The sequence below is a fragment of the Nonomuraea coxensis DSM 45129 genome, assembly GCF_019397265.1.
GTDB classification, from domain to species: domain Bacteria; phylum Actinomycetota; class Actinomycetes; order Streptosporangiales; family Streptosporangiaceae; genus Nonomuraea; species Nonomuraea coxensis.
The window spans coordinates 2,294,061-2,319,771 of the sequence record NZ_CP068985.1 but is presented as its reverse complement, the minus strand read 5'-3'; the positions used below and the strand labels follow the sequence as shown (position 1 = coordinate 2,319,771).

The window sequence follows — 25,711 nt, the reverse complement described above, 5'->3', positions numbered from 1 at the left end:
TCGACATCGGGCTGAACAGCGGGATATTCCATACAGTATGGAGAATGCAATTCGGGACTGGCGGGGCCGCGCGTACCTTCCCGGGCCCGTCCCCGCCGACCGCACCCGCATGTTCCGGCTCTCCCTGGCCGCCATGGCGGCGATCAGCCCCCTCCAGTACGGCTTCGCCGCCCTCCTCGCCCGCGAGGGCGCCGGCCTGACCCTGCTCGCCGCGTGGATCGCCGCCCAGGCCGCGGGCGCCCTGCCGGCGCTCCACCTGGTACGCCGGGGCCGCCTCGGCGTCCGGCCCGCGCTGGCCGCCGGAGCGGTCCTCAGCGCCGCCGGCCTCGCCGCCGCCGGCCTCGCCGGGACCGCCTGGCCGCTCGCCCTCGCGGGGTACGCGCTGCTCGGCGGCCTGGGCGCGGGCCTGGTCTACGGGGTGTGCTGCGAGGTCGTCGCCTCCTGGTACCCGGACCGGGCCGCCGCCAGGGTCGGGCTGATCACCGGGGCGTTCGGCTACGGCGCCGTGCCGCTGCTGGTGTGGGCCGGGCTCGCCCCCGGATCGACGCCGGCCGCGTTCGTGACCGCCGCGGCGGTGGCCGCCGTCGTCGTCGGGGCGGCGGCGCGGGGGCTGCGCGCGGCTCCGGCGCTGTGGTGGCCGGAGAGCCTGGATCCGCGTACGCACACGCTGGACGCGGCCCGGCTGCGGGTCACCCCCGACGCCGCCCGCCAGTTCCTCCTGCCCCAGGCGCTGCGCACGCGCGCGCTCCCCGCGCTGGCGCTCATCCTGACCTGCGCGGGGGCGGTGTCGGTGTTCGACGTGATCGTGGTGGCGGGGACCGGGATGTGGGCGGCGGTGGCGCTGCTGGTCGCGCTGAACGGCGCCGGGCGGTCGCTGGCGATGCGCGGCTCCGAGCGGTTCGGCCGGCGCCGCACCCTGGCGGCTGTCCTCGGCTCGCTCGCCCTCGGCCAGGTCCTCCTGGCCGCCGGCATGACGGCGGGGGCCGGAGTGGGGGGCACGGCGGGGGCCGGGGCGGCGGCGGTTCCGGCGGGCGAGGCCGGGCACGGGGCGCTGCTCTGGCTGGGGGTGGTCGCGGCCGGGCTCGGGGGCGGGGCCTTCTACCCGCTGCTCGCCAGCCTCGTCAGGGAGTTCTTCGGGGTCGAGCGGCACGGCGAGATCCACGCCGTCGTCTACAGCGCCAAGGCCCTGGCCGGCGTCGGCGCGGTCGCGCTGACCGCCGCCGCGCTGACCGCGCCCGCGACCGCCCTGCTGGCCGCCGCCGCGCTGGCGGCCCTGCCCGCGCTGGCCGCGCCCCGCCTGCGCCTGCCCGGCCTGCCCGCCACGCTCCCCGCGTGAGCAGGCGTTCTGTGACGAGGCTCACGGGCCACGTTCGCTCCACGAACGGTATGCTGTAGGCAGTCGACCAAAAACACTGAAACGCCCAGACCCGTACGATACGCAGCCCCCTGGAGAGGTGACCATGTTGCTGTCGGAGCAGGCCGGTCAGCCGGCGGCCACCAAGATCCAGCGCCCCGCCACCCTGCGGGAGAGCGTCATCGAAGCCATCCAGGAGCTGATCGTCTCCGGCCAGCTCAAGCCCGGCCAGCACCTGGTCGAGAGCGAGCTGGCCGACCTCCTCGGCGTCTCCAGGCAGCCCGTGCGCGAGGCGCTCCAGCAGCTCAGCGGCGAAGGCTGGGTCGACCTGCACCCCGGCCAGGGCGCGTTCGTGCACGTGCCCACCGTGGAGGAGGCCGACCAGCTGCTCGCCGTCCGGGCGCTGCTGGAGACCGAGTCGGCGCGGCTGGCCGCCCTGCACGCCGACGAGGACGGCGTGAAGCGGCTGCGCGCGCTCTGCGCGCGCGGCATCGCCGCCGTGCAGGCCGACGACGTGGACGCCGCCGTGGCCACCAACTCCGAGCTGCACGCCCTGGTGACCGCGCTGTCCGGCAACAAGGTGCTGGCCGAGCTGACCAGCCAGGTGGCCAGGCGGGTGCGGTGGTACCACACGCCGGTGGCCCGCCGGCGCGGCATGGCCTCCTGGGAGGAGCACACGAGCCTGATCGACGCCATCGAGGCCGGCGACGAGCGCCGCGCGGCGAAGGTCATGCGCGAGCACACCGAGCACACCCGCGAGTCCTACATGGCGCAGCGGGAGAAGGAGCCGGTCCAGCCCGCGCCCAAGCCGGTGCGCCGGCGCCGCCGCACGACCGGCTGAGGGCCGGTTGACCTGACGTTCACCTCGCGGCACCCGCGCGGAAACACCTCCGCCGGAGGATGGAGCGACATGGAAGGGAGGTGCATGACCATGAGAGCGTTCCTCCGCTTTCTCCTCTCGGAACGCGCCGGCTCGCCGGCGGACGGCCGGGCGATCGGCCTCGCGCTGAGCACGGCGCTGCGCGAGCAGGGCTCGGCCCACGACGCCGAGCGCCACCTGCGGCTGTGGGCCGCCTCCGGGCACGACGTCCACGAGAGCCCGCGGCACTGAGGCCGCGGCGAGAGCGGCACGCCCCCGCCGCGGCCGGATCAGCGCCCCGACGCCTGCTCCACCGTCTCCCGCTCCCTCGCCCTCCTCGTGTCGCGGGCCGACTTGACCAGGCTCAGCACCGTGGTCACGGCGAGGGTGCCGACGATGACGCCGAGGGAGACGAGGATCGGCACCTCCGGCGCCCAGGACACGCCGTCGTGGTGCAGCGCCTCCATGATGAGCTTCAGCCCGATGAAGGCGAGCACCACCGACAGCCCCTTGCTCAGGTAGACGAGCCGGTCGAGCAGCCCGCCGATGAGGAAGAAGAGCTGCCGCAGCCCCATGAGGGCGAAGGCGTTCGCGGTGAACACCAGGTAGGGCTCCTTGGTGAGCCCGAAGATGGCCGGGATCGAGTCGAGCGCGAACAGCAGGTCGGTGGTCCCGATGGCGACCATCACGATCAGCATCGGGGTCACCATCCTGCGCCCGTGGTGCACGGTGAGGCGGGCGCCGTGGTAGGTGTCCGTGGTCGGCAGCACCCGCCGCACGGTCCGCAGCGCGAGGTTCTCCGAGAACTCCGCCTCCTCCTCGTGCCCGATCAGCTTCCACGCCGTGTAGACGAGGAAGGCGCCGAACACGTAGAAGAGCCAGTCGAAGCGCTGGACGGCGCCCGCGCCGGCCGCGATGAACGCCCCCCGCATGACCAGGGCCAGCACGATGCCGATGAGCAGCACCTTCTGCCGGTACTCCCGCGGCACCCGGAACCTGCTCATGATCAGCAGGAACACGAAGAGGTTGTCCACGCTGAGCGAGTACTCGGTGATCCACCCCGCGAAGAACTCCCCGCCGTGCGCGGGGCCGGACAGCAGGAGCAGCCCGGCCCCGAAGACCGCGGCGAGCCCGACGTAGAAGGACACCCAGGCGACGCACTCGCGCATCGACGGCTCGTGCGGGTTGCGGGCCACCATCCAGAAGTCGAACGCGAGGATCGCGGCGAAGCCCCCGAGGGTGGCCGCCCAGATCCAGAAGGGCAGGTTCACCGCCTGCTTCCCTTCTTTCCCGCGCGGACTGTCGTGGCGTACCTGACGTAGACGCCGAGCAGCTCGGCCGCCAGCGGGTTCACGGCCGCGCGGCGCGACAGCCAGTACGGCATGAACCGCTCGTGCAGCCAGACGAAGCCGATGGCGAAGCCGAGCCCCACCATGGCCTGGTAGGCGAGGAAGGGCAGCACGCCGTCGTTCATGCCCACCCCGGCCACACTCTCCTGGAGCACCCGGGACAGCGGGAAGGCCGCCATCCAGTAGAGGCCGGCCGGCCCGAAGGTTCCGGGCCGGAGCACGCCGTGGCCGACGAGCACGCCGAACAGCCCGCCGAAGAGGGCGAGCGGCGTGGCCAGCGCCAGGGCCGCCTGGGCGGCCAGTCCGGTGGGCGCCCCCGCGACGAGGGTCAGCCCACCGGCCATGGCGCCGGCGACGGCTCCGATGGACGCCCCTGGCAGGGCGAGCTCGAAACTGTGCCGTCGCTCCATCAGCCCACGACCACGCCGTAGGCGAAGAGGCTGTAGAACAGCATGCCGAGGTAGAACACCGCGCCGAAGCCGATGATCACGTTCGACCACCATCTGGGCCTGATCGGCTTGGGCAGCATGCGGTTGTTCACCAGCAGCAGCGTCACGCAGTACGCCCCCATCGCGAACGTCGACAGGAACGCCAGCGTGTCCAGGATCCCGCTCGGGCCGTCCGCGGGCCCGAAGAGCAGGATCAGGATCCCGAAGAGGATCACTCCCCACAGGAAGATCGCGTACAGCTTGGACATGCCCAGCTTCTTCGCGCCGGGGATGAAGTGGAAGGTCATGTCCGCCTGGCCGCGCGAGAACGAGTCGAACAGGCCGAGCGTCGCGTTCAGGCCGATCAGCGCGATGAACCCGAGGAACACGACCCCGAGAACCGAACTGCCCGCCGAGGAGACGGCGTTGGACATCGCGGTCAGCGCCACCTCCCGGTCGTCGCCCTGAATGACCGTCCGCACGCCCGGGTCGATCCGGACCGCCGCCTGCGCGATCACCGTGAAGGAGATCGTGACCAGCATGGTGATGCCCCAGAACAGCAGCAGCGCGTCGAAGGTGACCCAGCGCCGCCAGCCCTTCCACTTCGCCATCTCGGCCGGGTCGGAGGTGTCGAACATGAACCCGCGCGCGGGCCGCTCCTCCTCCTCGCCGGCGTGCCGCAGCCCGCGGATCTGCGGCTGGTGCGCGCCCATGCCGGCCCCGGAGTCACGCAGGTGCAGCGTGTACCACATCTGCTGCATGCCGGAGGGCCCGGCGAACGCGCACGCCCCGACGATGACCGGGAACCAGGCCGCCGACAGCGCCTCGGGCGGCAGGTAGCCGAAGGAGAACATGCCGGTGATCGTGGTGACCACGTCGCTCCAGGAGCCGACCATCGCCGCGACCACGGCCGTGCCGAGCACGAGCGTGCCGATGAGCAGCGACAGCGCGACCTCCAGGAGGTTGTAGATCACCTTGGCGAGGGTGAAGACGACGCCGACGAAGACCAGGCCGACGATCGCCGTCACCATCCAGGGGATGCCGGTGATCTCCTCGAACGCGGCCGCTCCCGCCGACAGGTGCCCCGGCCAGATGTAGACCGCGACGGCGACGACGAAGAAGAACCACATCAGCGGCTTGAACACCCGGGCCGCGCCGGAGAAGATGCTCTCCCCGGTGGCCATGGCGTAGCGCGCCATCTCCAGCATGACCACGGCCTGCAGGGTCACGCCGATCAGGAACAGCCACCTGATCTCGGGCCCGAACAGCAGCACCAGCCGGGGCCACATGTACGACTCGCCCATGCCGACGCCGAGCGCCACCAGGAAGACCGTCGGCCCGAGCACGTGCACCGAGGGCGGCGCGTCGGGGAGCTTCCTGATGGGCATCGGCTCCAGCCGGCCCGCTTTCCATACTCGTTGATCCTCGACCGGCGGCGTGGCCGTCGCCGGTGGTGTGTTCGATGTGTCCACCTACGGACCTCCTGGGGGGTTTGTTGCCTTCCTCGTGCGCCCCGATCTAGCCCCCTCGCCTCGTTCTGCTCCGCCTGGCTCTAGCGCAGCAGTCCGGCGGCCCTGGCCCAGCGGTACTTGGCGCCGAGGACCGCGACGGGCTTCTCCGTCGTGTACGGGTACGCGACCACGCCGTGCTCGAACAGGTACTCGCCGGCCTCCTCGACCTCGGTGTCCCCGGCCAGGGACGCCACGACCGGCTTGACGTTGCCCTTCTCCCTCTCCTCCGCCACCACCCGCGCGACGAGCTCGGCGAAGACCATCGGCGGCGTCACGATCGTGTGCCAGTAGCCGAGGACGAGCGCGTGGATGCGGTCGTCGCCGAGTCCGAGGCGGATCGTGTTCTCGTAGGTCGCGGGCGGTTCGCCGCCGGTGATGTCGATGGGGTTGCCGGCCGCGCCGAAGGGCGGGATGTAGGCGCGGAACGCGGCGTCGAGGTCGGGCGGGATGTCCATGAGCGTCAGCCCGGCGTCCACGCAGGCGTCGGAGAGCAGCACGCCGGAGCCGCCCGCCCCGGTGATGATGACGACGTTCTCGCCCTCGGGCGCGGGCATGAGGGGCAGCGCGCGGGCGTACTCCAGCATGTCGTTGAGCCCGGGGGCGCGGACCACGCCGGCCTGGCGGAGGATGTCGTCGTAGACCTTGTCGTCGCCGGCCAGCGCGCCGGTGTGCGAGCCGGCCGCCCGCGCGCCCATCGCGGTGCGCCCGGCCTTGAGCACGATGACCGGCTTCTCCCTGACCACGCGGCGGGCCGCCTCGACGAAGCCGCGCCCGTCCTTGAGGTCCTCCAGGTGCATGGCGACGGCCTTGGTGTTGTCGTCCTGCTCGAAGAAGGTCAGCAGGTCGTCCTCGTCCACGTCGGCCTTGTTGCCGACGCCGACGATGGCGGACACACCCATCCTGGTCGTCCGGCTGAAGCCCAGGATGGCCATGCCGATGCCGCCGCTCTGCGAGGTCAGCGCGACGCTGCCGCGCACGTCGTAGGGGGTGCAGAAGGTCGCGCAGAGGTTCTCGGGCGTGTAGTAGTAGCCGTAGATGTTGGGGCCGAGCATGCGCACGCCGTGCCGCCTGGCGATCTCGACGATCTCCCGCTGGCCGTCGACGTTGCCGGTCTCGGCGAAGCCCGACGGGATCATCACGGCCCCGGCCACGCCCTTCTCCCCCGCCTCCTCCAGCGCGGCGGCGACGAACTTGGCGGGGATGGCGAAGACGGCCACGTCCACCTCGCCGGGCACGTCGGCGACGCTCTTGTACGCCGGCAGCCCCATGATCTCGTCGGCCTTCGGGTTGATCGGCAGGATCCGGCCCCGGTAGCCGCCGTTGATGAGGTTGCGCATGACCGAGTTGCCGATCTTGCCGGTCTCGGCGGAGGCGCCGATGACGGCGACCGAGCGCGGCTTGAACAGGCGCGTCATCTGCCGCAGGATCTCCTCCCGCGGCAGCCGGGGGACCTCGGCCGGCCGGTCGCCGACGATGATCCGCACGTCGGCGGCCACGGCTCCCCCGGCGTCGGCGAAGACCGGGTTGAGGTCCACCTCGACGATCTCGGGATGGTCGGTGACCAGCCGGCCGACGCGCTCGATCAGCGCGGCCAGCGCCGCGCGGTCCACGGGCTCGGCGCCACGGGCGCCGCGCAGCACCTCGGCCGCCCGGATGTCGTCCAGCATCGCGAGCGCGTCGTCGCCGGAGACCGGGGCGAGCCGGAAGGTCACGTCCTTCAGCACCTCGACCAGGACGCCGCCCAGGCCGAACGCGACGACCTTGCCGAAGGTCGGGTCGGTGACCGCGCCCACGATCACCTCCAGGCCGCCGCCGACGAGCTGCTGCACCTGGACACCGTCGATCCTCGCGTCCGGGGCGTGGGCGCGGGCGCTGGCGAGGATCGTGGCGTAGCCCTGGCGTACCTCCTCGGGCGTCCGCAGGCCGACCAGCACGCCGCCCGCGTCCGTCTTGTGCAGGATGTCCGGCGAGACGATCTTCAGGACGACCGGAAACCCGATCTTCCCCGCGAGCTCCGCCGCCTCCTCCGCCGAACCGGCCAGCCCCTCGCCGGGCGTGGCGATGCCGTACGCCTCGCACAGCAGCCGGCCCTCGGGAGCCGTCAGCGCCGCGCGTCCCTCGGCGCGGGCCCGCTCGATCACGTGCCTGGGGTCCATTCAGATGACTCCGTTCGCCTTGAGCTCGGCCAGCTCCTCGGTGCCGACGCCGAGCCGGCCGTAGATCTCCTCGTTGTGCTCGCCGAGCAGGGGCGGGGTGCGGACCTCCACCGGCGAGTCGGACAGTTGCAACGGGCTGCCGACGGTGACGAAGTCGCCGCGCTCGGGGTGCGGCACCGTGACGACGATGCCCTCCTCGCGCAGGCTCTCGTCCTCCACCAGCTCCCTGGTGGACAGGATCGGCCCGCAGGGGACGTTCGCGGCGTTGAGCCGGTCCAGCACCGTCCACTTGTCGTGGCGGATCGTCCACTCCTCGATGAGCTGGAACATCTTGTCCAGCTTGGACAGCCGGGCCTCCGGCGTCGCCCACTCGGGGTCCTCGGCCAGCTCGGGACGGCCGATGATGGCCGAGAGCGGCCGCCAGCCCACCGGCTGGACGATCACGTAGATGTAGTCGTTGGGACCGCCGGGCGCGCAGCGCACCGCCCAGCCCGGCTGGCCGCCGCCGCTCGCGTTGCCCGAGCGCGGCACCTCGTCGCCGAACGTCCTGTTGGGGTACTCCCGCAGCGGGCCGTGCGCGAGGCGCTGCTGGTCACGCAGCTTGACGCGGCACAGGTTCAGCACGGCGTGCTGCATGGCCACCTGCACGCGCTGCCCGCGCCCGGTCCGCTCGCGCTGGTAGAGGGCGGCAAGGATGCCGGACACGGCGTGGATGCCGGTGCCCGAGTCGCCGATCTGGGCGCCGGTCGCGAGCGGCGGGCCGTCCTCGAAGCCGGTGGTGCTCATCGAGCCGCCCATCGCCTGGGCGATCACCTCGTACGCCTTGAACGTCGCGTACCGGCCGGCGCCGAAGCCCTTGATCGAGGCGTAGATCAGGCGCGGGTTGAGCTCCTGGAGGCGCTCCCAGGGGAAGCCCATGCGGTCCACCGCGCCCGGCCCGAAGTTCTCCACCAGGACGTCGGCGTCCTTCACCAGCTCGGTGAAGAGCTGCTTGCCGCGCTCGCTCTTCATGTTGAGCGTGATGCTGCGCTTGTTGCAGTTGAGCATCGTGAAGTAGAGGCTGTCGACGCCGGGCACGTCGCGCAGCTGCTGCCGGGTGATGTCGCCGGTGGGGGCCTCCAGCTTGACCACGTCCGCGCCGAGCCAGGCGAGCAGCTGGGTGCACGAGGGGCCGGACTGGACATGCGTCATGTCGAGGATGCGGACGCCTTCGAGAGCTTTCATGATCTGACCGCCCTTCGCTGGTGCGTCGTCACTTGTACATCGTCTGGTTCATGGTTCCGGGGGCGTAGACCTCCGGATCGACCCAGACGTTGATGAGCGCGGGCTTGCCGGACTGGCGGGCCCGCTCCAGCGCGGGGCGGATCTCGGCCGGGTCGCGTACCTCCTCGCCGTGGCCGCCGAGGAGCTTGGCGAAGTCGCCGTAGCGGATGTCGCCGAGGGTGTTGCCGACGCGGGCGCGGTCCTCGCCGTACTTGGCGGCCTGGCCGTACCTGATCTGGTTCATCGAGGAGTTGTTGCCGACGATCCCGATGAACGGCAGGTCGAAGCGGACCATCGTCTCGAAGTCCCAGCCGGTGAGGCTGAAGGCGCCGTCGCCGAACAGGCACAGCACCTCCTTGTCCGGCCGGGCCTTCTTGGCCGCCATCGCGAAGGCCATGCCGACGCCGAGCGTGCCGAGCGGGCCGGGGTCCATCCAGTGGCCGGGCGACTTCGGCTGCACGACCTGGCCGGAGAAGGTGACGATGTCGCCGCCGTCGCCGATGTAGATGGTGTCCTCGGTGAGGAACTCGTTGATCTCGTGCACCAGCCGGTAGGGGTCGATCGGCCGGGCGTCGGAGTGCTGGCGGGGCAGGCGCTTCTCGTAGGCCTGGGTCTCGACCGCGCGCAGCTCGTCCAGCCACGCCTTGCGCCTGGCGGCGGCGTCGCCGATCCGCCCGCTCGCGGCCTGCGCGGCGGCCGACAGGACGAGGCCGGCGTCGCCGACGATGCCGAGGTCGATGTCGCGGTTCTTGCCCACCGTGCGGTAGTCGAGGTCGATCTGGACGACGGTCGCCGTCGGGGACAGCCGTTTGCCGTAGCCCATGCGGAAGTCGAACGGGGTGCCGACGATGATGATGAGGTCGGCCTCGGTGAAGGCGTAGCGGCGGCTGAGCTGGAAGTGGTGGGGGTCGCCCGGCGGCAGGGTGCCGCGGCCGGAGCCGTTCATGTACGCCGGCACGTTGAGCGCCCGGACGAAGTCGATGGCCGCGTCGGTGGCCCGGCAGGTCCAGACCTGGCTGCCGAGCAGGATGCACGGCTTCTCGGCGTGGGCCAGCAGGTCGGCCAGCCGCTCGACGGCCTCGGGGTCGCCCTGCTGGCGGGTCGAGGCCCGGTAGTGGCCCGCCTTCGGGATGCGGGCCTTGTCCAGGGGCACCTTCGCGTCCAGCACGTCACGCGGGATCTCCAGGAACGACGGGCCGGGCGCGCCGTGGTAGCACTCGCGGAAGGCCATCGACACGAGGTCGGCCACCCGTTCCGTGCTCGGCACCGTGGCGGCGAACTTGGTGATCGGGGCCATCATGTCCACGTGCGGCAGGTCCTGGAGTGAGCCCATCTTGTGCTGGCTCAGCGCGCCCTGGCCGCCGATGAGCAGCATCGGGCTCTCCGCCCTGAAGGCGTTGGCCACACCGGTCACCGCGTCGGTCGTGCCGGGGCCGGCGGTGACGACCGCGCAGCCGGGCCGGCCGGTGATGCGGGAGTGTCCGTCGGCGGCGTGTGCGGCGACCTGCTCGTGGCGTACGTCGATGACCTCGATGCCCTCATCGACGCAGCCGTCGTAGATGTCGATGATGTGGCCGCCGCAGAGCGTGTAGATCACGTCCACGCCCTCGGCCTTGAGCGCCTTGGCCACGAGATGACCGCCAGAGATCGTTTCCGACATTCCTTGCCACCCTTCGGAGAGCGCTGTCTTCCGCATACTGCATACCGTATGAAGGCAATGGTTACTCTCTCCCGAACGGCCTGTCTAGACCGTCAGGGCAACTCGATCAGCTCGACCCGCTCGCCGTCCCAGCCCGGGGGGACCACCGCCAGGGCGTCCGCCAGGGCCGCTCCCCACAGGGATCCCGGCCGGTCATGACCCACGGGCGCGGCCCCTCCCGCCGTGCGGCGGACCGGCACCAGCCGGGTGTCGCGGGGGTGCGGGCGCACGCCGCCGCCGAGCGTGCCGGTCTCCCTGGTCACGGGCGTCCCTGCCAGCCGGCGCAGGGCGGGGACGAGCAGCGTGAGCGCCGCGCCGAGCGCGGCGAACGGGTTGCCGGGCAGCCCGGCCACGAGCGGCCCGTGCGGCAGCCGGGCCAGCGCCTGCGGATGCCCAGGACGTACGGCGACCCCGTCCACGAGCACGTCGGCGCCGAGCGCGGCGAGCACGCCCCGCAGGTGGTCGGCGGGCCCCTTGGAGGAGGCCCCGCACACCACCACGACGTCCACCCCGTCCCGCGCCCCGCCCGGAGTGGCGGTGGTCGCCGACAGGGCGGCGTGGAGGGCGGACGGGCCGTCGGGGAGGTGGACGGTGTCCGCGACGCGCCCGCCCGCGCACTCCACCAGGCCGGGCAGGAACGGCCCGATGGCGTCGCGCACCCGCCCCGCGCCCGGGCGCCCCTTGTGCACGACCTCGTCCCCGGTGATCAGCACCAGGACGCCGGGCCGGGGCCGGACGAGGAGGTCGTCGTGGCCGAGCGCGGCGGCCAGGCCGAGCGCGACCGGCGTCACCACCGCGCCCGCCTCCAGCACCACGGCCCCCTCTGGGATGTCCTCCCCGCGCCGCCGGATGTGCCGTCCGGGCTCCGCGGCCCCGTCCACGCTCTCCGCGCCCGCCATGGCGCGCTCGTACGGCACCACCGCCCCGGTCCCCTCCGGCACCGGCGCCCCGGTGGCGATCTCGACGGCCTCCCCCGCCGCGAGCGGGCCGGGATGGGCCGCGCCACCGGCGAGCACCCGCCCGGCGAGCCGCCAGGGCCCGTCCCCGGCGACGGCGTAGCCGTCCATCGCGGACACGTCCGCGCCCGGCACCGGGACGAGGGCCCGCAGCGGCCCGGCCAACCGGCATCCCAGGGCCTCGGCGAGCGGCACCGGCACGGCTCCGAGCGGCTTCGCGCTCCCGGCCGCGACGCGCCGCGCGGCCTCCCATGACATCGCTTCCACCACTGGATCATGCCGCAGAACCGTCATCCGCAAGCTCCTTGACCCGTGTTTTTCCATACTGTATACCGAATGCAAATCCGACGCGAGAACGGAGCGCTCAGTATGAAGGTCGCTGTTCTTGGCGCCGGCGCCATCGGCGCGTACGTGGGAGCCGCCCTCCACCGGGCGGGAGTCGAGGTGCACCTGATCGCCCGCGGCGAGCACCTCCAGGCGATCCGCCGCGCGGGTGTGCGGGTGCTCTCCCCCAGGGGCGACTTCACCGCCCACCCCCATGCCACCGACGACCCTGCCGAGGTCGGGCCGGTGGACCACGTCTTCCTGGGTCTCAAGGCGAACAGCTACGCCTCGGCGGGCCCCATGATCGCGCCGCTGCTGCACGCGACCACGAGCGTCATCGCCGCGCAGAACGGCATCCCGTGGTGGTACTTCCACCGGCTCGAAGGCCCCTACGAGGGCTACCGCATCGAGAGCGTCGACCCGGGCGGCGCGGTCACGGCCGCGCTGCCCCTGCACCGGGCCGTCGGCTGCGTGGTGTACGCGGCCACCGAGATCGAGAGCCCCGGCGTCGTCCGCCACCTGGAGGGGACCCGGTTCTCCATCGAGCGCCGGCTGCGGGGCGCGGAGAAGGCCGGAGAGCACAAGACCTCCACGCTCCAGGACCTGGAGAAGGGCAAGCCGCTGGAGCTGGACGTGCTCCTCGCGGCCGTGGTCGAGCTCGCCGACCTGACCGGCGCGGACGTCCCGACGCTGCGGGCGATCCACGCCGTGAGCGACCTGCTGAACGCGAACCTTGTCCGCGCGGTGTAGCTCAGAATACCGTAGCCTGTATACAGAATGGAGGGATCATGAGCTATGACCGCCTGACCCGTCCACTGGTGCGCGAGAACGGGGCGCTGCGCGAGGCGACCTGGGCGGAAGCCCTGGACCGCGCGGCCGAGGGCTTCCGCCGCAACGTCGCCGAGCACGGCCCCGACTGCTTCGCGATGTTGTCGTGCGCCCGCTCCACGAACGAGATGAACTACGTCGGGCAGAAGTTCACCCGCGTGGTCATCGGCACCAACAACGTGGACTCCTGCAACCGCACCTGCCACGCCCCCAGCGTGGCCGGGCTCTCCGCCGTGTTCGGCAGCGGCGGCGGCACCTCCTCCTACCAGGAGGTCGAGGACACCGACGTGATCGTCATGTGGGGGTCGGCGGCCCGCAACGCCCATCCGATCTTCTTCCAGCACGTGCTGAAGGGCATCAGGAACGGCGCCAGGATGTTCGCGGTGGACCCGCGCCGCACCGGCACCGCCCAGTGGGCCGACCTGTGGCTCGGGCTCAACGTGGGCACCGACATCCCGCTCGCCCACGCCGTCGCCCGCGAGATCATCCACGCCGGGCTGCACAACGAGGCGTTCATCGAGCGCGCCACCGTCGGCTTCGCCGCGTTCAAGGAGTGCGTCGAGCCCTGGACGCTCACGGCCGCCGAGCAGGTCACCGGCGTGCCGGCGGCGGCGATCAGGGAGCTGGCGCACGCCTACGCCCGCGCCGACCGCGCCCAGCTCTGCTGGACGCTCGGCATCACCGAGCACCACAACGCCACCGACAACGTCCGGGCCCTGATCAACCTCGCCCTGCTGACCGGGCACGTCGGCCGCTACGGCTCCGGTCTGTCGCCGCTGCGCGGCCAGAACAACGTCCAGGGCGGCGGCGACATGGGCGCGATCCCCAACCGGCTGCCCGGCTTCCAGGACATCCTCGACCCGGACCTGCGCGCCCGCTTCGAGAGCGCGTGGGGCGCCCCCATCCAGCCCCGCTACGGGCTCAACCTCACCCAGATGCTGGAGGGCATGGCCGAGGGCGAGGTCACCACCTGCTACATCGTCGGCGAGAACCCCGTGCAGTCCGAGGCCGACTCGCTCGCCTGCGCCAAGCGCCTGGCCATGCTCGACCACCTGGTGGTCCAGGACATCTTCCTCACCAGGACCGCCCAGATGGCCGACGTGGTGCTGCCGGCCAGCGCCGCCTGGTGCGAGGCCGAAGGCACGTTCACCAACAGCGAGCGGCGGGTGCAGCGGGTCCGCAAGGCGCTCGAACCGCCGGGCGAGGCCCGCGACGACATCTGGATCCTGTGCGAGCTGGCCCGCCGCCTCGGCCACGACTGGGCCTACGACGGCGCCGAAGAGGTCTGGGACGAACTGCGCTCCCTGTCGCCGCAGCACCGCGGCATGAGCTACCGGCGGCTGACCGAACTGCAGGGCATCCAGTGGCCGTGCCCGTCGGAGGACGCGCTGGAACCGCCGTACCTGCACGGGCGGCTCTGGGAGAGCGACCCGGAGCGGCGCGGCGCGCCGGCGCCGTTCGCGGTGCTGGAGCACTCGCCGCCGGTGGACCTGCTGGACGAGGAGTACCCGCTGCGGCTGACCACCGGCCGCCGCCTCGACTCCTACAACACCGGCGTGCAGTCCTCCGGGTTCGCCTCGCCGCTGCGCCGCGGCGAGACCGTCGAGCTGTGCCCCGAGGATGCCCAGCGGCTCGGCGTCGCGGCCGGCGAGGACGTACGGATCACCTCGCGGCGCGGCTCGGTCGTCGCGCCCGTCTTCATCGACCCGGCGCTGCGGCCCGGCCTGGTCTTCATGACCTTCCACTTCCCCGACGACGTGGACGTCAACTCGCTGACCATCGAGGCCACCTGCCCCATCGCCGGCACGGCCGAGTTCAAGGCGGCCGCGGTCCGCGTCGAGAAGCTCGTCAAGGCCGGGTGAGACATGGACATCCGATTCCGCGACGCCGAACCGTCCGACGAGGAACGCGCGGCGGTCGACGCCGTGCTCGGCCCGCCCGCCACCGGCTGGGAAGGCGGCGCCAGATCCGCCGCCGACCTGCGCTTCGCCGCCCGCGCAGAGCCCCGGCGCGACCTGCTGCTGCCCGCGCTGCACGCCGTCAACGACCGGGTCGGCTGGATCAGCGAGGGCGCGCTCGACTACGTCTGCCGGCGGCTCACCGTGCCGCCCGCCGAGGCGTACGGGGTGGCGACGTTCTACTCGCTGTTCTCGCTCCGGCCGCGCCCGCCGCGCGTGCTGCACGTGTGCACCGACCTGGCCTGCCAGGCCAAGGGCGCCAGGCGGCTGCGCGAGCAGGTCGAGGAGCGCCTCGGCCCGCCCGGCGAGACCTGGCAGGAGAGCCCTTGCCTGGGCCTGTGCGAGCGGGCCCCGGCCGCGCTCGCCCTGGAGGCGGGCCCCGCGCCGCGCGCCGAGGTGTACGCCCCGGCGGACGCCGACGCCATGGTCAGCACCCCCGCCGACGCGATGGCGGGCGCCCCCAGCCCCAACGGCAGCGGGCCGCGCCTCGACGTGGCCGGCGACGCCCCCGCCGTGGCCGCCGTGCCGCAGGCCGGCCAGGACGGCCTCATCCTGCTGCGCCGGGCCGGCCGGGCAGACCCCGCGAGCCTCGACGACTACCGCGCCACCGGCGGCTGCACCGCCCTCCGCCGCGCCTTCGAGCTGGGCCCCGCCGGGGTGATCCGCGAGGTGCTGGAGTCGGGCCTGGTCGGCAGGGGCGGCGCCGCCTTCCCGACCGGCCGCAAGTGGGACGCCGCCGCCCGCCAGCCCGACCACCCCCACTACCTGGTGTGCAACGCCGACGAGAGCGAGCCGGGCACGTTCAAGGACCGGGTGGTCATGGAGAACGACCCGTACGCGCTGGTCGAGGCCATGACCGTCGCGGCGTACGCGACCGGCTGCGCCCAGGGCTACCTCTACATCCGGGGCGAGTACCCGAGGGCCGCCGCCCGCCTCGCACACGCCATCGCCACCGCCCGCGCCCGCGGCCTGCTCGGCCCCGACATCCTCGGCAAGGGCTTCTCCTTCGACATCGAGCTGCGCCGGGGCGCGGGCGCGTACATCTGCGGCGAGGAGACCGCGATCTTCAACTCCATCGAGGGACACCGCGGCGAGCCGCGCAGCAAGCCGCCGTTCCCCGTGGAGAAGGGCCTGTTCGGCAAGCCGACCGTGGTCAACAACGTCGAGACGCTGGTCAACGTGCTGCCGATCCTGGAGCGGGGGGCGCGGGCGTACGCGGCGGCCGAGCCCAAGCTGTTCTGCGTCTCCGGCGCGGTGGAACGGCCCGGCGTGTACGAGCTGACCTTCGGCGCGACCCTGCGCGAGCTGCTCGAACTGGCCGGGACGACCGGCACCACCCGCGCGGTGCTGCTCGGCGGCGCCGCCGGGGCCTTCGTCACGGACCTGGACATCCCGCTCACCTTCGAGGGCACCAGGGACGCCGGCGCCACGCTCGGCTCCGGCGTGGTGCTCGTCATCGACGACACCGTGGACCTCAGACAGCTGCTCCTCCGCATCGCGGAGTTCTTCCGCGACGAGTCCTGCGGCCAGTGCGTGCCCTGCCGGGTCGGCACCGTACGCCAGGAGGAGGCCCTGCACCGGCTGTCCCGTCGGGTCTCGCACGACGACCTGGTGCTGCTGCGCGACGTGGGCAGGACCATGCGCGACGCCTCGATCTGCGGCCTCGGGCAGACCGCGTGGAACGCCGTCGAATCGGCCATCGACCGCCTGGGAGTATACGAATGATCCCGTTGCAGCCGCCCCGGCGGCTCATCGACGTACAGATCGACGACGAGACCGTCCGCGTGCCGGAGGGCGCCACCATCCTCGACGCCTGCCGGGCGGCGGGCAAGGACGTGCCCACCCTCTGCCACGGCGACACCCTCACCCCGAAGAACGCCTGCCGGGTGTGCGTGGTGGAGGTCGAGGGCGCCCGCACCCTCGCCCCCGCCTGCTCCCGCAAGGCCGAGGCGGGCATGAAGGTCGGCACCGGGTCCGAGCGCGCCCGGCACAGCCGCAAGGTCGTGCTGGAGCTGCTCGGCTCGTCGGTGGACCTGTCCACGACGCCGCGCGCCGCCGAGTGGACCGCCGAGTACGGCGCCGACCCCGCCCGCTTCGGCGCGGACGCGGCCACCGTCGAGCAGCCCGCCAAGGTGGACAACGACCTCTACGTCCGCGACTACAGCAAGTGCATCCTGTGCTACAAGTGCGTGGACGCCTGCGGCGAGCAGTGGCAGAACACCTTCGCCATCGGCGTCGCCGGCCGGGGCTTCGACGGGACGATCTCCACCGAGTTCGACGCCCCGCTCACCGACTCGGCCTGCGTCTACTGCGGCAACTGCGTCGAGGTCTGCCCGACGGGCGCGCTGTCGTTCAAGACCGAGTTCGACATGCGGGCCGAGGGCACCTGGGACGAGTCGCGGCAGAGCGAGACCACCACCGTGTGCAGCTACTGCGGCGTCGGCTGCAACCTCACCCTGCACGTCCAGGACAACAAGATCGTCAAGGTGACGTCGCCGCACGACAATCCCGTCACGAAGGGCAACCTCTGCGTGAAGGGCCGCTTCGGGTACGGCTATGTCTAGGGTCGCCGTCAAACGCAGGATCGTCCGCGTGAAGGACCGGTCCCGGCTGCCTGCCGTCGACACGCTCGCCGCCGAGGAGCCGCTGGAGATCCGGCTCGGCGGCACCCCGCTGACCGTCACCATGCGCACCCCCGGCGACGACTTCGACCTCGCCGCCGGGTTCCTCGTCAGCGAGGGGGCCGTCGGCTCGCCCGGCGAGATCGCCACCATCCGCTACTGCGCGGGCGCCACCGTGGACGGCGGCAACACCTACAACGTGCTCGACGTGCGGCTCTCCCCCGGCGTGCCCGCCCCCGAGCCGCGCAACTTCTCCACCACCTCCTCCTGCGGCGTGTGCGGCAAGGCGTCCCTGGAAGCGGTACGCACCGTCGCCCGCTGGAGCGCCGCCGGTGACCCCGTCACGCTGCGGCCCGACATGGTGACGAGCCTGCCCGACCGGCTGCGGGCCGCCCAGCGCGTCTTCGACCGCACCGGCGGCCTGCACGCCGCGGGCCTGTTCACCGCCGAGGGCGAGCCGCTGTGCGTGCGCGAGGACGTCGGCCGGCACAACGCGGTCGACAAGCTCCTCGGGTGGGCGCTGCGGGAAGGACGGCTGCCGTTGCGCGGATGCGTGCTCATGGTGTCCGGCCGGGCGTCGTTCGAGCTGGTGCAGAAGGCGGTGATGGGCGGCGTGCCCGTGCTCGCCGCCGTTTCGGCGCCGTCGTCGCTGGCCGCCGAACTCGCCGCCGAGGAAGGGCTGACGCTGATCGGGTTCCTGCGCGGGAACTCGATGAACGTCTACACCGGTGAACGGCGGGTCTGATTGCCTGCGCTTCGCGCAGGCGGGCTCGGTCGCTCAGATCCGTCGCCTTCCCTCGTCGCTCCGGTCGCTTCGCTCCCTGCGCTCCTCAGTCCAGGCGACGGCGCTCCCTCGCGAACCCGTACGCGCAGCGTCCCCAATCCCATGGCCGCTGCCCGGTGGACAGATTTTGACAACCGTTTTCATTTTGGCGCATACTGACTCCCATGATGTCAGGATTTTCCCGGCTGGGTGCGCTTGGTTTGCTGACCGCAGGCGCCCTGTTCAGCGCCACGGCCTGCGGCGACGGTTCCGGTGTGTCGGAGGTCGGCGCGACCTCCGACGGCAAGCCCGAGGTGGTCGCCGCCTTCTACCCGTTGCAATGGCTGACCGAGCAGGTCGGGGGATCCGACGTCCAGGTGACCGGCCTCACCGCCCCCGGCGTCGAGCCGCACGACCTGGAGCTGGGCATCCAGCAGGTCACCGACCTCCAGAAGGCCGCGCTCACCGTCTACGTCAAGGGCGTCCAGCCGGCCGTGGACGACGCCGTCGACCAGGAGAAGAGCTTCGACGCCGGCACCGCCGTCACCACCATCCCCGCCGGCGGGCACGAGGGCGAGGGCGAGGAGGAGCACGGCCACGACGAGGTGGGCTACGACCCGCACATCTGGCTCGACCCGTCCCGCATGGCCACGGTCGCCGGCAAGCTCGGCGAGCGCCTGGCCGCCGCCGACGCCGCGCACGCGCAGGCGTACCGCGACCGCGCCGCGACGACGGCCGCCACCCTGACGGCGCTCGACCAGGAGTTCAGCAAGGGCCTGGCCACCTGCCGGTCCAGGACGCTGGTGACGGCGCACGAGGCGTTCGGCTATCTGGCCGACCGTTACAAGCTGAAGCAGGTGGGCATCACCCTCGACCCGGAGACCGAGCCGTCGCCCGCCCGCCTGTCGGAGGTGGCCAAGGTCGCCAGAGCCGAGGGCGTGACCACGATCTTCACCGAGGCCCTGGTGAGCCCGAAGGTGGCCGAGGTGCTGGCGAACCAGGTCGGCGCCAGGACCGCCGTGCTCGACCCGCTGGAGAGCAAGCCCTCCGGCGACTACGTCTCCGCCATGCGCGATAACCTCAAAACCCTTCGAGCAGCACTGGGGTGTACGGCATGAGCGAGACGGCCTTCGCGATGACCGGCGGCCGGGTCGCCTACGACGGCAAGCCCGTCCTCCGGGGGATCGACCTGACCGTCCACACCGGCGAGGTCGTCGCGCTCCTGGGGGCCAACGGCTCGGGCAAGTCGACGCTGGTGCGCGCCCTGCTCGGGCTCACGCCGCTGTCCGGAGGCAGCACCCTCATCTACGGCCGCCCGCCTGGGCGTTTCCGCGACTGGTGGCGCATCGGCTACGTCCCCCAGCGCCTCCAGGTCGGCGGCGGCGTGCCCGCCACCGTGCGCGAGGTCGTCGCGTCGGGCCGCATCGCCCGCCAGCGCCGCCTGCGCCGCACCAGCGCGGCCGACCGGGACGCGGTGGCCGCCGCGCTGGAGGCCGTCCGGCTGACCGGCCGCGCGGGCGATCCCGTCCAGTCGCTGTCGGGCGGCCAGCAGCAGCGGGTGCTCATCGCCCGCGCCCTGGCGGGCGAGCCGGACACGTACGTGATGGACGAGCCCACCGCCGGCGTCGACGCCGAGACCCAGCGCCTGCTCGCCGACACGCTGGCCGGTCTGGTGCTCGGCGGCAAGACCGTGGTGCTGGTCGCGCACGAGCTGGGCCCGCTGGAGCCGGTCATCACGCGCGGCGTCGTCATCAGGGACGGCCGGATCGCGCACGACGGCCCGCCGCCGCGCCCCGAGGGCGAGTGCGCGCGGCCCGGCCACGAGCACCAGCATCCGCACGCGGCCGAGCCGGTGGCGGGGCCGCTGACCGGCTGGCAGGGGGAACAAAGGTGATCTTCGAACTGCTGCGTGAGCAGCTCTTCCAGCTCGCGCTGATCGCGGCGCTGCTGGTGGGGCTGTGCGCGCCCGCCGTCGGCACGTTCATCGTGCAGCGGCGGCTCGCGCTGCTCGGCGACGGCATCGGGCACGTGGCGCTGACCGGCGTGGCGCTCGGCTTCCTGACCGGCACGGCGCCGGTGCTGACCGCCGTGATCGTGTCCGTTGCCGGGGCGGTGGCCATCGAGCTGGTCCGGGCGCGCGGGCGCACCAGCGGGGACGTGGCGCTGGCGCTGCTGTTCTACGGCGGCATCGCGGGCGGCGTCATGCTCATGGCCGTCGCGCCGGGCGGCAGCAACGCCAAGCTCAACTCCTACCTGTTCGGCGCCATCGCGAGCGTCACGCCGGCCGACATCTGGGTCATCGCGCCGCTGGCCGTGGCCGTCATCGGCGTGGTCGTAGTCTTCGGCAGGGAGTTGTTCGTGCTCTGCCAGGACGAGGAGATGGCCCGCGCGAGCGGCCTGCCGGTGCGCTTCCTCAGCCTGCTGATCGCGGTCACGGCCGCGCTGACCGTCGTCATCGCCATGCGGGTGGTCGGGCTGCTGCTGGTCAGCGCGCTGATGGTGATCCCCGTCGCGACGAGCCAGCAGCTCACGCGCGGTTTCCGTGCCACGATGGCGTCGGCGATGGTGTTCGGGGTGCTGGCCTCGGTGGGCGGGCTGCTCGCCTCCACCGTGTCCCCGAAGGTCCCGCCGGGCGCCTCGATCGTGCTCATCGCTCTCGCCGGCTTCGTCCTGGCCCTCGCTGTCGGTAAATTCGTACGGCGAGGCCGGAGCGACGAGGAGTCCAGAGTGGGTCCAACAATGCGCGTCGAGGAGGTCGCATGACGACGAGACGCGACGCGGTGCACGACACCCTCCGTCGCAGCGAGGGGTTCCGCAGCGCGCAGGACGTCTACGCGGAGATGCGCCTGCACGGCGCCAAGATCGGCCTGACCACCGTCTACCGGGCGCTGCAGGCGCTGGCCGACAACGGCCAGGTCGACGTGCTGCGCACCGACGACGGCGAGTCCGTCTACCGGGCCTGCGCGAGCGACGCCCACCATCACCACCTCGTCTGCCGCAAGTGCGGGCGCACCGTCGAGGTGGCCGGTCCGGCCGTCGAGCGCTGGGCCGAGGCCGTGGGCACCGAGCACGGCTTCACCGAGATCACTCACACGGTGGAGGTGTTCGGCACCTGCGCGTCCTGTTCCCCGTCCGCCTCGGCCGCCGGCTGAGCGGTGCGGCGCGAGCCCCAGAGCACGCCGAGCACGATCACCGCGCATCCGGCGAGCTGCCAGGGCGAGGGCCGCTCGCCGAGCGCCACCGCCGACAGCGCCACGGTCGTCAGGGGCTGTACGAGCAGCAGCAGCGCGGTGAGCGCGGCCGGCTGCCGTGGCAGCGTGAACGTGATGAGCGACCACCCCAGCACCTGTGGCCCGAGCGCGAGCAGCAGCAGCCAGCCGTGCGCGGGCCAGCTCGGGGCGAGGTCCGCGCCCCCGAAGAAGGGGCTGAGCGCGGCGATCGCGACCGTGGCCACGACCGTGGCGTGCGCGAGCGGCCCGGCCGCGCGGTCCGAGCCGCCCTTCATGAGCAGCAGGAACGCCGCGTACGAGACGGACGTGGCCACCCCGGCGAGCACGCCCATGACCGGGTCGTCGCCGTACGCCGCGCCGTCGAACACCCCGGAGATCAGCACCACGCCGCCGAACACCACCGGCGTCGCCGCCATGAGCCGCCCCGACGGCCGCTCCCCGAACACCGCCCAGGCGGCGAACGCCACCAGGAACACCTGCAGGTTGCCCAGCACGGTGGCCAGGCCGGCGCCGACGTACGCGATGGCGTGGTGCCAGAACAGCAGGTCGAACGCGAACGACAGGCCGGCCGCCCAGGCGAGCAGCACCGCCCTGCGCGGCAGCGGGCCGTGCCTGCGCCGCTCCAGCCAGGCGAGCGCCAGCATGGGCGGGACGGCGTACGCGCAGCGGAACAACGCCGACGTCGCCGGCGACACCTCGGCCAGCCGCACCAGCGGCGCGGAGGTGGAGATGACCAGCGCGCCGACGATCGCGACGATCACGATACGACGGTGCGCACCCATGAAAACCCCCGTGGCCGTCTGCAGGAGATACAGTGCGACCACGCTAGGATCCGGCGCGGACAGGAGTCAACATGCCGTTTGGCCATGACATGGTGCATTCTCTGGCTACCGTCGTCGAGCTGGTCAACACCTCACCCGCCACGGGCGGCGACGAGGGGCTGCCCGGTCTGACCGAACTCCAGGCGTTCGTGGAGTCGCGCGAGGTCAGTGGCATCGGCAAGCTGACGGCCCGCGACCTGGCCCAGGTCCGCGCGGTCCGCGAGTCCTTTCATCGCGTCTTCACCGCGCCTGACCAGCCGACCGCCGTCCGCACCCTCAACTCCCTGCTCTCCTCGACCCGCATCACGCCACGCCTGACCGAGCACGACGGCCACCCCCTGCACGTCCACTACTTCGCCGCCGACTCCAGCCTGGCCGAGCACCTGGCCGCCGACTGCGGCGTGGCGCTCGCGCTGCTGCTGGTGGAGGGCGAGGGCGAACGCCTGCGCACCTGCTCGGCCCCCGACTGTGACCACGTCTTCGTGGACGAGTCGCGCAACCGGTCCCGGGTCTACTGCGACAGCCGTACGTGCGGGAACCGCATGCACGTAGCCGCCTACCGCGCCCGCCGCCGCGCCTAGCCCCACCCCCTCGGACGCACTGATCCGTGCACTGAAGATCGCTACATCTGCCAAAATGTGCGACTCCATGTATCGGATGTGACGTAAGAGGAAAAAGTGACAGACCTTTCCCGCAGGGCTCTTCTCCTCGGGGCGCCGGCGGCGCTGATCGCCGGGCGCCCCGCGCAGGCCGCCCCGCTCGACCCTTTCGTGGCCACGGCAGGAACCGCGCCGTCCCAGCTGGCGGGTTACGACAACGTGCTCAAGAAGTTCGTGCTGGACCGCAAGATCAGGGCGGCGCAACTGGCCGTCATGAAGAACGGCAAGATCCTGCTCGCGCGCGGCTACGCCTACAACGACTACTCCAGGGCGACGCCCACCCCGTCACCGACGTCGTTGTTCCGGATCGCCAGTCTGAGCAAGAACATCACCTCGGCCGCCGTCATGCGCCTGGTGCAGGACGGCGAGCTGAGCCTGTCGGCCAAGGTCACCCAGGTGCTCGGCCTCACCCCGGCCGACACCCGGATGGAGCAGGTCACCGTGCTCCGCCTGATGCAGCACCTCGGCGGCTTCGACCGCGACGTCTCCAAGGACCCGCTCTTCCTGGACCGCACCATCTCGGCCACGCTCGGCGTGCCGCTGCCGATCGAGCACGACGACATCATCCGGTACGTCACCGCCCGCCCGCTCGACCACGACCCGGGCACGAAGATGGTCTACTGCAACTACGGGTACCTGCTGCTCGGCCGGGTCATCGAGAAGGTCTCGGGGCAGCCCTACGAGACGTACGTCAGGACCAAGCTGCTGGAGCCGCTCGGCATCACTCGCATGAGGCTCGGCAGGAGCCTCAGGAGCGAGGCCGCGCCCGGCGAGGTGATCTACGACTCGCAGTACACCGGCACGACCGTGCTCGACGCCTCGGGCACCGTCGTTCCCTACCCCTACGGCGGCTTCAACATGGTCAACCAGGGCTCCGGCGGCGGCTGGCTGGGCTCCGCCGTGGACCTGGTCCGCTGGACCCTCGCCTTCGACCAGCCGGGCACCGTGCTGAGCTCGACCTCGATCGCCAGGCTCGTCGCCAAGCCGGAGACCGGCGTCAACGAGTACGGCTCCTGGTACGGCGGCGGCTGGTGGTGCCGCCAGGTCACCGGCCATCTCAACACCTGGCACAACGGCTCACTGCCGGGCACGTTCACGTACCTGGCGCGGCTGCAGAACGGGTTCAGCTACGCCGTGCTGTTCAACCGGCGCGAGGAGACCGGCTCGCTCGACTACGACACCATCGACGACGACATGAACAAGGTGACCGTGTCCTCCTGGCCCACCACGGACCTCACCTCGAAGTACTTCTGACCCGCCCCCGCCCTCCCCGGCCTGGCGGGCCGGTCAGACCTGGTTGGGGAGGGCGCCGCCGTAGCGGCGGTCGCGTTTGGCGTAGATCTCGCACGCCTCCCACAGGTCGCGCCGGTCGAAGTCGGGCCAGAGCCGGTCGAGGAAGACCATCTCGGCGTAGGCCGACTGCCACAGCAGGAAGTTCGAGAAGCGCTGCTCGCCCGACGAGCGCACGAACAGGTCGACCTCGGGGATCTCCGGCTCGTCGAGGTAGCGGGCGAAGACCTTCTCGTTCACCTTGCCGGGTTTGACCTTGCCGGCCGCGATGTCCTCGGCCAGCCTGAGCGCCGCCTCGACGATCTCGGCCTGCCCGCCGTAATTGACGCAGAACTGCAATGTGAGCTTGCGGTTGTGGACGGTCATCTCCTCGGCGGCCTGCAGCTCGGAGATCACGCTCTTCCAGAGGCGGCCCGGCCGGCCCGCCCAGCGCACGCGTACGCCCATGGCGTTGAGCTCGTCGCGCCGCCGCCTGATCACGTCGCGGTTGAAGCCCATGAGGAAGCGGACCTCGTCGGGCGAGCGCTTCCAGTTCTCGGTGGAGAAGGCGTACGCGCTGAGGTAGGGGATGCCCAGCTCCAGCGCGCCTTCGATGACGTCGAACAGGGAGGACTCGCCCGCCTTGTGCCCCTCGGTGCGCGGCAGGCCGCGCGTCTTGGCCCAGCGGCCGTTGCCGTCCATGACGATGGCCACGTGCCGGGGCACCAGCTCGCGCGGGATCGGCGGCGGCGTCGCGCCGGACGGGTGAGGGGTCGGAGGACGGACGTTCACACTGGCTCCCTTTCGACGTGTCGGAGAGAGCGTATTCCGTGTTCGAGGTGCCATTGCAGGTAGGCGGCGACCAGGCCGCTGCATTCGTTGCGGTGGCGCGGCTCCGAGGCGTCGGCGACGGCCCAGTCGCCGCGCAGCAGCGCCGTCATGAGCCCGATCGTCTCCCCGGCGGGGACCGCCGCCCCGGCCGGGCGGCACGCGCCGCACACCACACCTCCGGCGACGATGGCGAACGCCCTGATCGCCGGGGTCCGGCAGCGGGCGCACGCCTCCAGGGCGGGCGCGTAGCCGGCGACCGCCAGCGAGCGCAGGAAGTAGGCGTCGAGCACCAGCCGGGGCTCGTGGGTGCGCTCGGCGAGCGTGCGCAGCCCGCCCACGAGCAGCAGGAACTGCCGCAGCGCCGGCTCCTTCTCCCCGTGCGTCAGCCGGTCGGCGGTCTCCAGCATGGCGCTGCCCGCGGTGTAGCGCGGGTAGTCGGCGGCCAGCGCCTCGCCGTAGGGCCTGAGCGTCTCGGCCTGGGTGACGACGTCGAGCGTGCGGCCGGTGTGAAGCTGCAGGTCGACGTGGGTGAACGGCTCCAGCCTGGCCCCGAAGCGCGAGGTGGTCCTGCGCACGCCCTTGGCGACGGCGCGGATCTTGCCGGTGCGCTTGGCCAGGACCGTGACGATGCGGTCGGCCTCGCCGAGTTTCTGCGTACGCAGAACCACGCCTTCGTCACGATAGAGACTCACTCCGACATCTTATGGCCGCACTCCGCGCCGAAGCGTCCCGCGTTACCGGCATGCTCGGATGACGCGACTTTGCGTGACTCTCACTAGACTTTGACGCCTGTCCCCGCATTACCCGTTGTTCAACCCCCCGCTACCGCCTC

The 25,711-nt window shown here is 72.2% G+C and carries 24 protein-coding genes; 14 read left to right on the top strand and 10 right to left on the bottom strand.

The genetic code is table 11. The annotated features are described in order from the left end of the window. Nucleotides 1-37: 37 nt before the first annotated feature. From Nocox_RS11155 to Nocox_RS11145, 3 genes are all read left to right on the top strand, one after another. A complete protein-coding gene (locus tag Nocox_RS11155; RefSeq protein ID WP_063711677.1) occupies nucleotides 38-1,336 on the top strand; it encodes an MFS transporter in 1,299 nt (432 codons plus the stop codon). A gap of 124 nt (nucleotides 1,337-1,460) precedes the next feature. Then, complete coding sequence (locus tag Nocox_RS11150) at nucleotides 1,461-2,195, top strand: GntR family transcriptional regulator (protein ID WP_020545449.1); 735 nt, start codon at nucleotides 1,461-1,463, stop codon at nucleotides 2,193-2,195. Between the two features lie 90 nt (nucleotides 2,196-2,285). After that, a complete protein-coding gene (locus Nocox_RS11145) occupies nucleotides 2,286-2,465 on the top strand; it encodes a hypothetical protein (protein ID WP_157383283.1) in 180 nt (59 codons plus the stop codon). 38 nt (nucleotides 2,466-2,503) lie between these two features. Here Nocox_RS11145 and Nocox_RS11140 read toward each other — a convergent pair whose 3' ends face one another. The 7 genes from Nocox_RS11140 to Nocox_RS11110 all read right to left on the bottom strand — a co-directional run bounded on the left by Nocox_RS11140 (nucleotide 2,504) and on the right by Nocox_RS11110 (nucleotide 11,833). Next, nucleotides 2,504-3,484, bottom strand: coding sequence for a TerC family protein (locus Nocox_RS11140; protein ID WP_020545447.1), 981 nt, complete (start codon nucleotides 3,482-3,484; stop codon nucleotides 2,504-2,506). Continuing rightward, nucleotides 3,481-3,972: a hypothetical protein gene (locus Nocox_RS11135; RefSeq protein WP_020545446.1), complete on the bottom strand. Its 492-nt coding sequence runs from the start codon at nucleotides 3,970-3,972 to the stop codon at nucleotides 3,481-3,483. The genes Nocox_RS11140 and Nocox_RS11135 overlap by 4 nt, the downstream gene beginning before the upstream one ends. Further along, nucleotides 3,972-5,462 carry an Nramp family divalent metal transporter gene (locus tag Nocox_RS11130; protein WP_051112684.1) on the bottom strand — a complete coding sequence of 497 codons (1,491 nt, stop codon included), beginning with the start codon at nucleotides 5,460-5,462 and terminating at the stop codon, nucleotides 3,972-3,974. Before Nocox_RS11130 ends, Nocox_RS11135 begins: the two co-directional genes overlap by 1 nt. Before the next feature lie 80 nt (nucleotides 5,463-5,542). Next, a complete protein-coding gene (locus Nocox_RS11125) occupies nucleotides 5,543-7,657 on the bottom strand; it encodes an acetate--CoA ligase family protein (RefSeq protein WP_020545444.1) in 2,115 nt (704 codons plus the stop codon). Further along, a complete protein-coding gene (gene frc, locus Nocox_RS11120; protein ID WP_211212756.1) occupies nucleotides 7,658-8,884 on the bottom strand; it encodes a formyl-CoA transferase in 1,227 nt (408 codons plus the stop codon). Between the two features lie 25 nt (nucleotides 8,885-8,909). Next, nucleotides 8,910-10,580, bottom strand: coding sequence for a thiamine pyrophosphate-binding protein (locus tag Nocox_RS11115; RefSeq protein ID WP_026214822.1), 1,671 nt, complete (start codon nucleotides 10,578-10,580; stop codon nucleotides 8,910-8,912). A gap of 92 nt (nucleotides 10,581-10,672) precedes the next feature. Next, nucleotides 10,673-11,833 carry a molybdopterin molybdotransferase MoeA gene (locus Nocox_RS11110; RefSeq protein WP_425517789.1) on the bottom strand — a complete coding sequence of 387 codons (1,161 nt, stop codon included), beginning with the start codon at nucleotides 11,831-11,833 and terminating at the stop codon, nucleotides 10,673-10,675. A gap of 111 nt (nucleotides 11,834-11,944) precedes the next feature. Here Nocox_RS11110 and Nocox_RS11105 point away from each other — a divergent pair, with 111 nt between their 5' ends. From Nocox_RS11105 to Nocox_RS11065, 9 genes are all read left to right on the top strand, one after another. Next, complete coding sequence (locus Nocox_RS11105) at nucleotides 11,945-12,649, top strand: 2-dehydropantoate 2-reductase (protein WP_020545440.1); 705 nt, start codon at nucleotides 11,945-11,947, stop codon at nucleotides 12,647-12,649. Between the two features lie 38 nt (nucleotides 12,650-12,687). Continuing rightward, a complete protein-coding gene (locus Nocox_RS11100; protein ID WP_020545439.1) occupies nucleotides 12,688-14,589 on the top strand; it encodes a molybdopterin oxidoreductase family protein in 1,902 nt (633 codons plus the stop codon). Nucleotides 14,590-14,592: 3 nt separating this feature from the next. Continuing rightward, nucleotides 14,593-16,410 carry an NAD(P)H-dependent oxidoreductase subunit E gene (locus Nocox_RS11095; RefSeq protein ID WP_020545438.1) on the top strand — a complete coding sequence of 606 codons (1,818 nt, stop codon included), beginning with the start codon at nucleotides 14,593-14,595 and terminating at the stop codon, nucleotides 16,408-16,410. Continuing rightward, a complete protein-coding gene (locus Nocox_RS11090) occupies nucleotides 16,407-17,249 on the top strand; it encodes a 2Fe-2S iron-sulfur cluster-binding protein (protein ID WP_033410298.1) in 843 nt (280 codons plus the stop codon). Before Nocox_RS11095 ends, Nocox_RS11090 begins: the two co-directional genes overlap by 4 nt. Beyond that, nucleotides 17,242-18,051 (top strand): formate dehydrogenase accessory sulfurtransferase FdhD, encoded by an 810-nt coding sequence (gene fdhD / locus Nocox_RS11085; RefSeq protein ID WP_026214818.1) that lies wholly within the window; start codon nucleotides 17,242-17,244, stop codon nucleotides 18,049-18,051. The genes Nocox_RS11090 and fdhD overlap by 8 nt, the downstream gene beginning before the upstream one ends. 239 nt (nucleotides 18,052-18,290) lie before the next feature. Beyond that, on the top strand, nucleotides 18,291-19,187 hold the full coding sequence (locus tag Nocox_RS11080; RefSeq protein WP_020545435.1) for a metal ABC transporter substrate-binding protein: 897 nt from the start codon (nucleotides 18,291-18,293) through the stop codon (nucleotides 19,185-19,187). Continuing rightward, nucleotides 19,184-19,963, top strand: coding sequence for a metal ABC transporter ATP-binding protein (locus Nocox_RS11075; RefSeq protein WP_033410323.1), 780 nt, complete (start codon nucleotides 19,184-19,186; stop codon nucleotides 19,961-19,963). The genes Nocox_RS11080 and Nocox_RS11075 overlap by 4 nt, the downstream gene beginning before the upstream one ends. Beyond that, nucleotides 19,963-20,832: a metal ABC transporter permease gene (locus tag Nocox_RS11070; RefSeq protein ID WP_084685809.1), complete on the top strand. Its 870-nt coding sequence runs from the start codon at nucleotides 19,963-19,965 to the stop codon at nucleotides 20,830-20,832. Before Nocox_RS11075 ends, Nocox_RS11070 begins: the two co-directional genes overlap by 1 nt. Beyond that, entirely contained in the window at nucleotides 20,829-21,221 is a 393-nt protein-coding gene (locus Nocox_RS11065; RefSeq protein ID WP_020545432.1) for a Fur family transcriptional regulator, read from the top strand. The genes Nocox_RS11070 and Nocox_RS11065 overlap by 4 nt, the downstream gene beginning before the upstream one ends. Here Nocox_RS11065 and Nocox_RS11060 read toward each other — a convergent pair. Beyond that, on the bottom strand, nucleotides 21,158-22,060 hold the full coding sequence (locus Nocox_RS11060; RefSeq protein ID WP_246649768.1) for a DMT family transporter: 903 nt from the start codon (nucleotides 22,058-22,060) through the stop codon (nucleotides 21,158-21,160). The genes Nocox_RS11065 and Nocox_RS11060 overlap by 64 nt on opposite strands. A gap of 92 nt (nucleotides 22,061-22,152) precedes the next feature. Here Nocox_RS11060 and Nocox_RS11055 point away from each other — a divergent pair, with 92 nt between their 5' ends. Continuing rightward, on the top strand, nucleotides 22,153-22,701 hold the full coding sequence (locus Nocox_RS11055) for a CGNR zinc finger domain-containing protein (protein ID WP_026214816.1): 549 nt from the start codon (nucleotides 22,153-22,155) through the stop codon (nucleotides 22,699-22,701). A 96-nt stretch (nucleotides 22,702-22,797) separates the two neighbouring features. Further along, the gene (locus Nocox_RS11050; RefSeq protein ID WP_020545429.1) at nucleotides 22,798-24,033 is read left to right on the top strand and encodes a serine hydrolase domain-containing protein; all 1,236 of its coding nucleotides are present in this window, start codon (nucleotides 22,798-22,800) and stop codon (nucleotides 24,031-24,033) included. A 33-nt stretch (nucleotides 24,034-24,066) separates the two neighbouring features. Here Nocox_RS11050 and Nocox_RS11045 read toward each other — a convergent pair whose 3' ends face one another. Both Nocox_RS11045 and recO read right to left on the bottom strand, forming a co-directional pair. Next, nucleotides 24,067-24,840: an isoprenyl transferase gene (locus Nocox_RS11045; protein ID WP_020545428.1), complete on the bottom strand. Its 774-nt coding sequence runs from the start codon at nucleotides 24,838-24,840 to the stop codon at nucleotides 24,067-24,069. Next, a complete protein-coding gene (recO, locus tag Nocox_RS11040) occupies nucleotides 24,837-25,571 on the bottom strand; it encodes a DNA repair protein RecO (protein ID WP_026214815.1) in 735 nt (244 codons plus the stop codon). Before recO ends, Nocox_RS11045 begins: the two co-directional genes overlap by 4 nt. Nucleotides 25,572-25,711: the final 140 nt, after the last annotated feature.

Coding starts and splice junctions, on each gene's coding strand:
- Nocox_RS11150 (WP_020545449.1), top strand. CDS start 1,461: ATGTTGCTGTCGGAGCAGGCCGGTCAGCCGGCGGCCACCAAGATCCAG.
- Nocox_RS11095 (WP_020545438.1), top strand. CDS start 14,593: ATGGACATCCGATTCCGCGACGCCGAACCGTCCGACGAGGAACGCGCG.
- Nocox_RS11110 (WP_425517789.1), bottom strand. CDS start 11,833: ATGTCATGGGAGGCCGCGCGGCGCGTCGCGGCCGGGAGCGCGAAGCCG.
- Nocox_RS11090 (WP_033410298.1), top strand. CDS start 16,407: ATGATCCCGTTGCAGCCGCCCCGGCGGCTCATCGACGTACAGATCGAC.
- Nocox_RS11135 (WP_020545446.1), bottom strand. CDS start 3,972: ATGGAGCGACGGCACAGTTTCGAGCTCGCCCTGCCAGGGGCGTCCATC.
- Nocox_RS11100 (WP_020545439.1), top strand. CDS start 12,688: ATGAGCTATGACCGCCTGACCCGTCCACTGGTGCGCGAGAACGGGGCG.
- Nocox_RS11075 (WP_033410323.1), top strand. CDS start 19,184: ATGAGCGAGACGGCCTTCGCGATGACCGGCGGCCGGGTCGCCTACGAC.
- Nocox_RS11055 (WP_026214816.1), top strand. CDS start 22,153: ATGCCGTTTGGCCATGACATGGTGCATTCTCTGGCTACCGTCGTCGAG.
- Nocox_RS11105 (WP_020545440.1), top strand. CDS start 11,945: ATGAAGGTCGCTGTTCTTGGCGCCGGCGCCATCGGCGCGTACGTGGGA.
- fdhD (WP_026214818.1), top strand. CDS start 17,242: ATGTCTAGGGTCGCCGTCAAACGCAGGATCGTCCGCGTGAAGGACCGG.
- Nocox_RS11065 (WP_020545432.1), top strand. CDS start 20,829: ATGACGACGAGACGCGACGCGGTGCACGACACCCTCCGTCGCAGCGAG.
- Nocox_RS11125 (WP_020545444.1), bottom strand. CDS start 7,657: ATGGACCCCAGGCACGTGATCGAGCGGGCCCGCGCCGAGGGACGCGCG.
- Nocox_RS11145 (WP_157383283.1), top strand. CDS start 2,286: ATGAGAGCGTTCCTCCGCTTTCTCCTCTCGGAACGCGCCGGCTCGCCG.
- Nocox_RS11155 (WP_063711677.1), top strand. CDS start 38: ATGGAGAATGCAATTCGGGACTGGCGGGGCCGCGCGTACCTTCCCGGG.
- Nocox_RS11115 (WP_026214822.1), bottom strand. CDS start 10,580: ATGTCGGAAACGATCTCTGGCGGTCATCTCGTGGCCAAGGCGCTCAAG.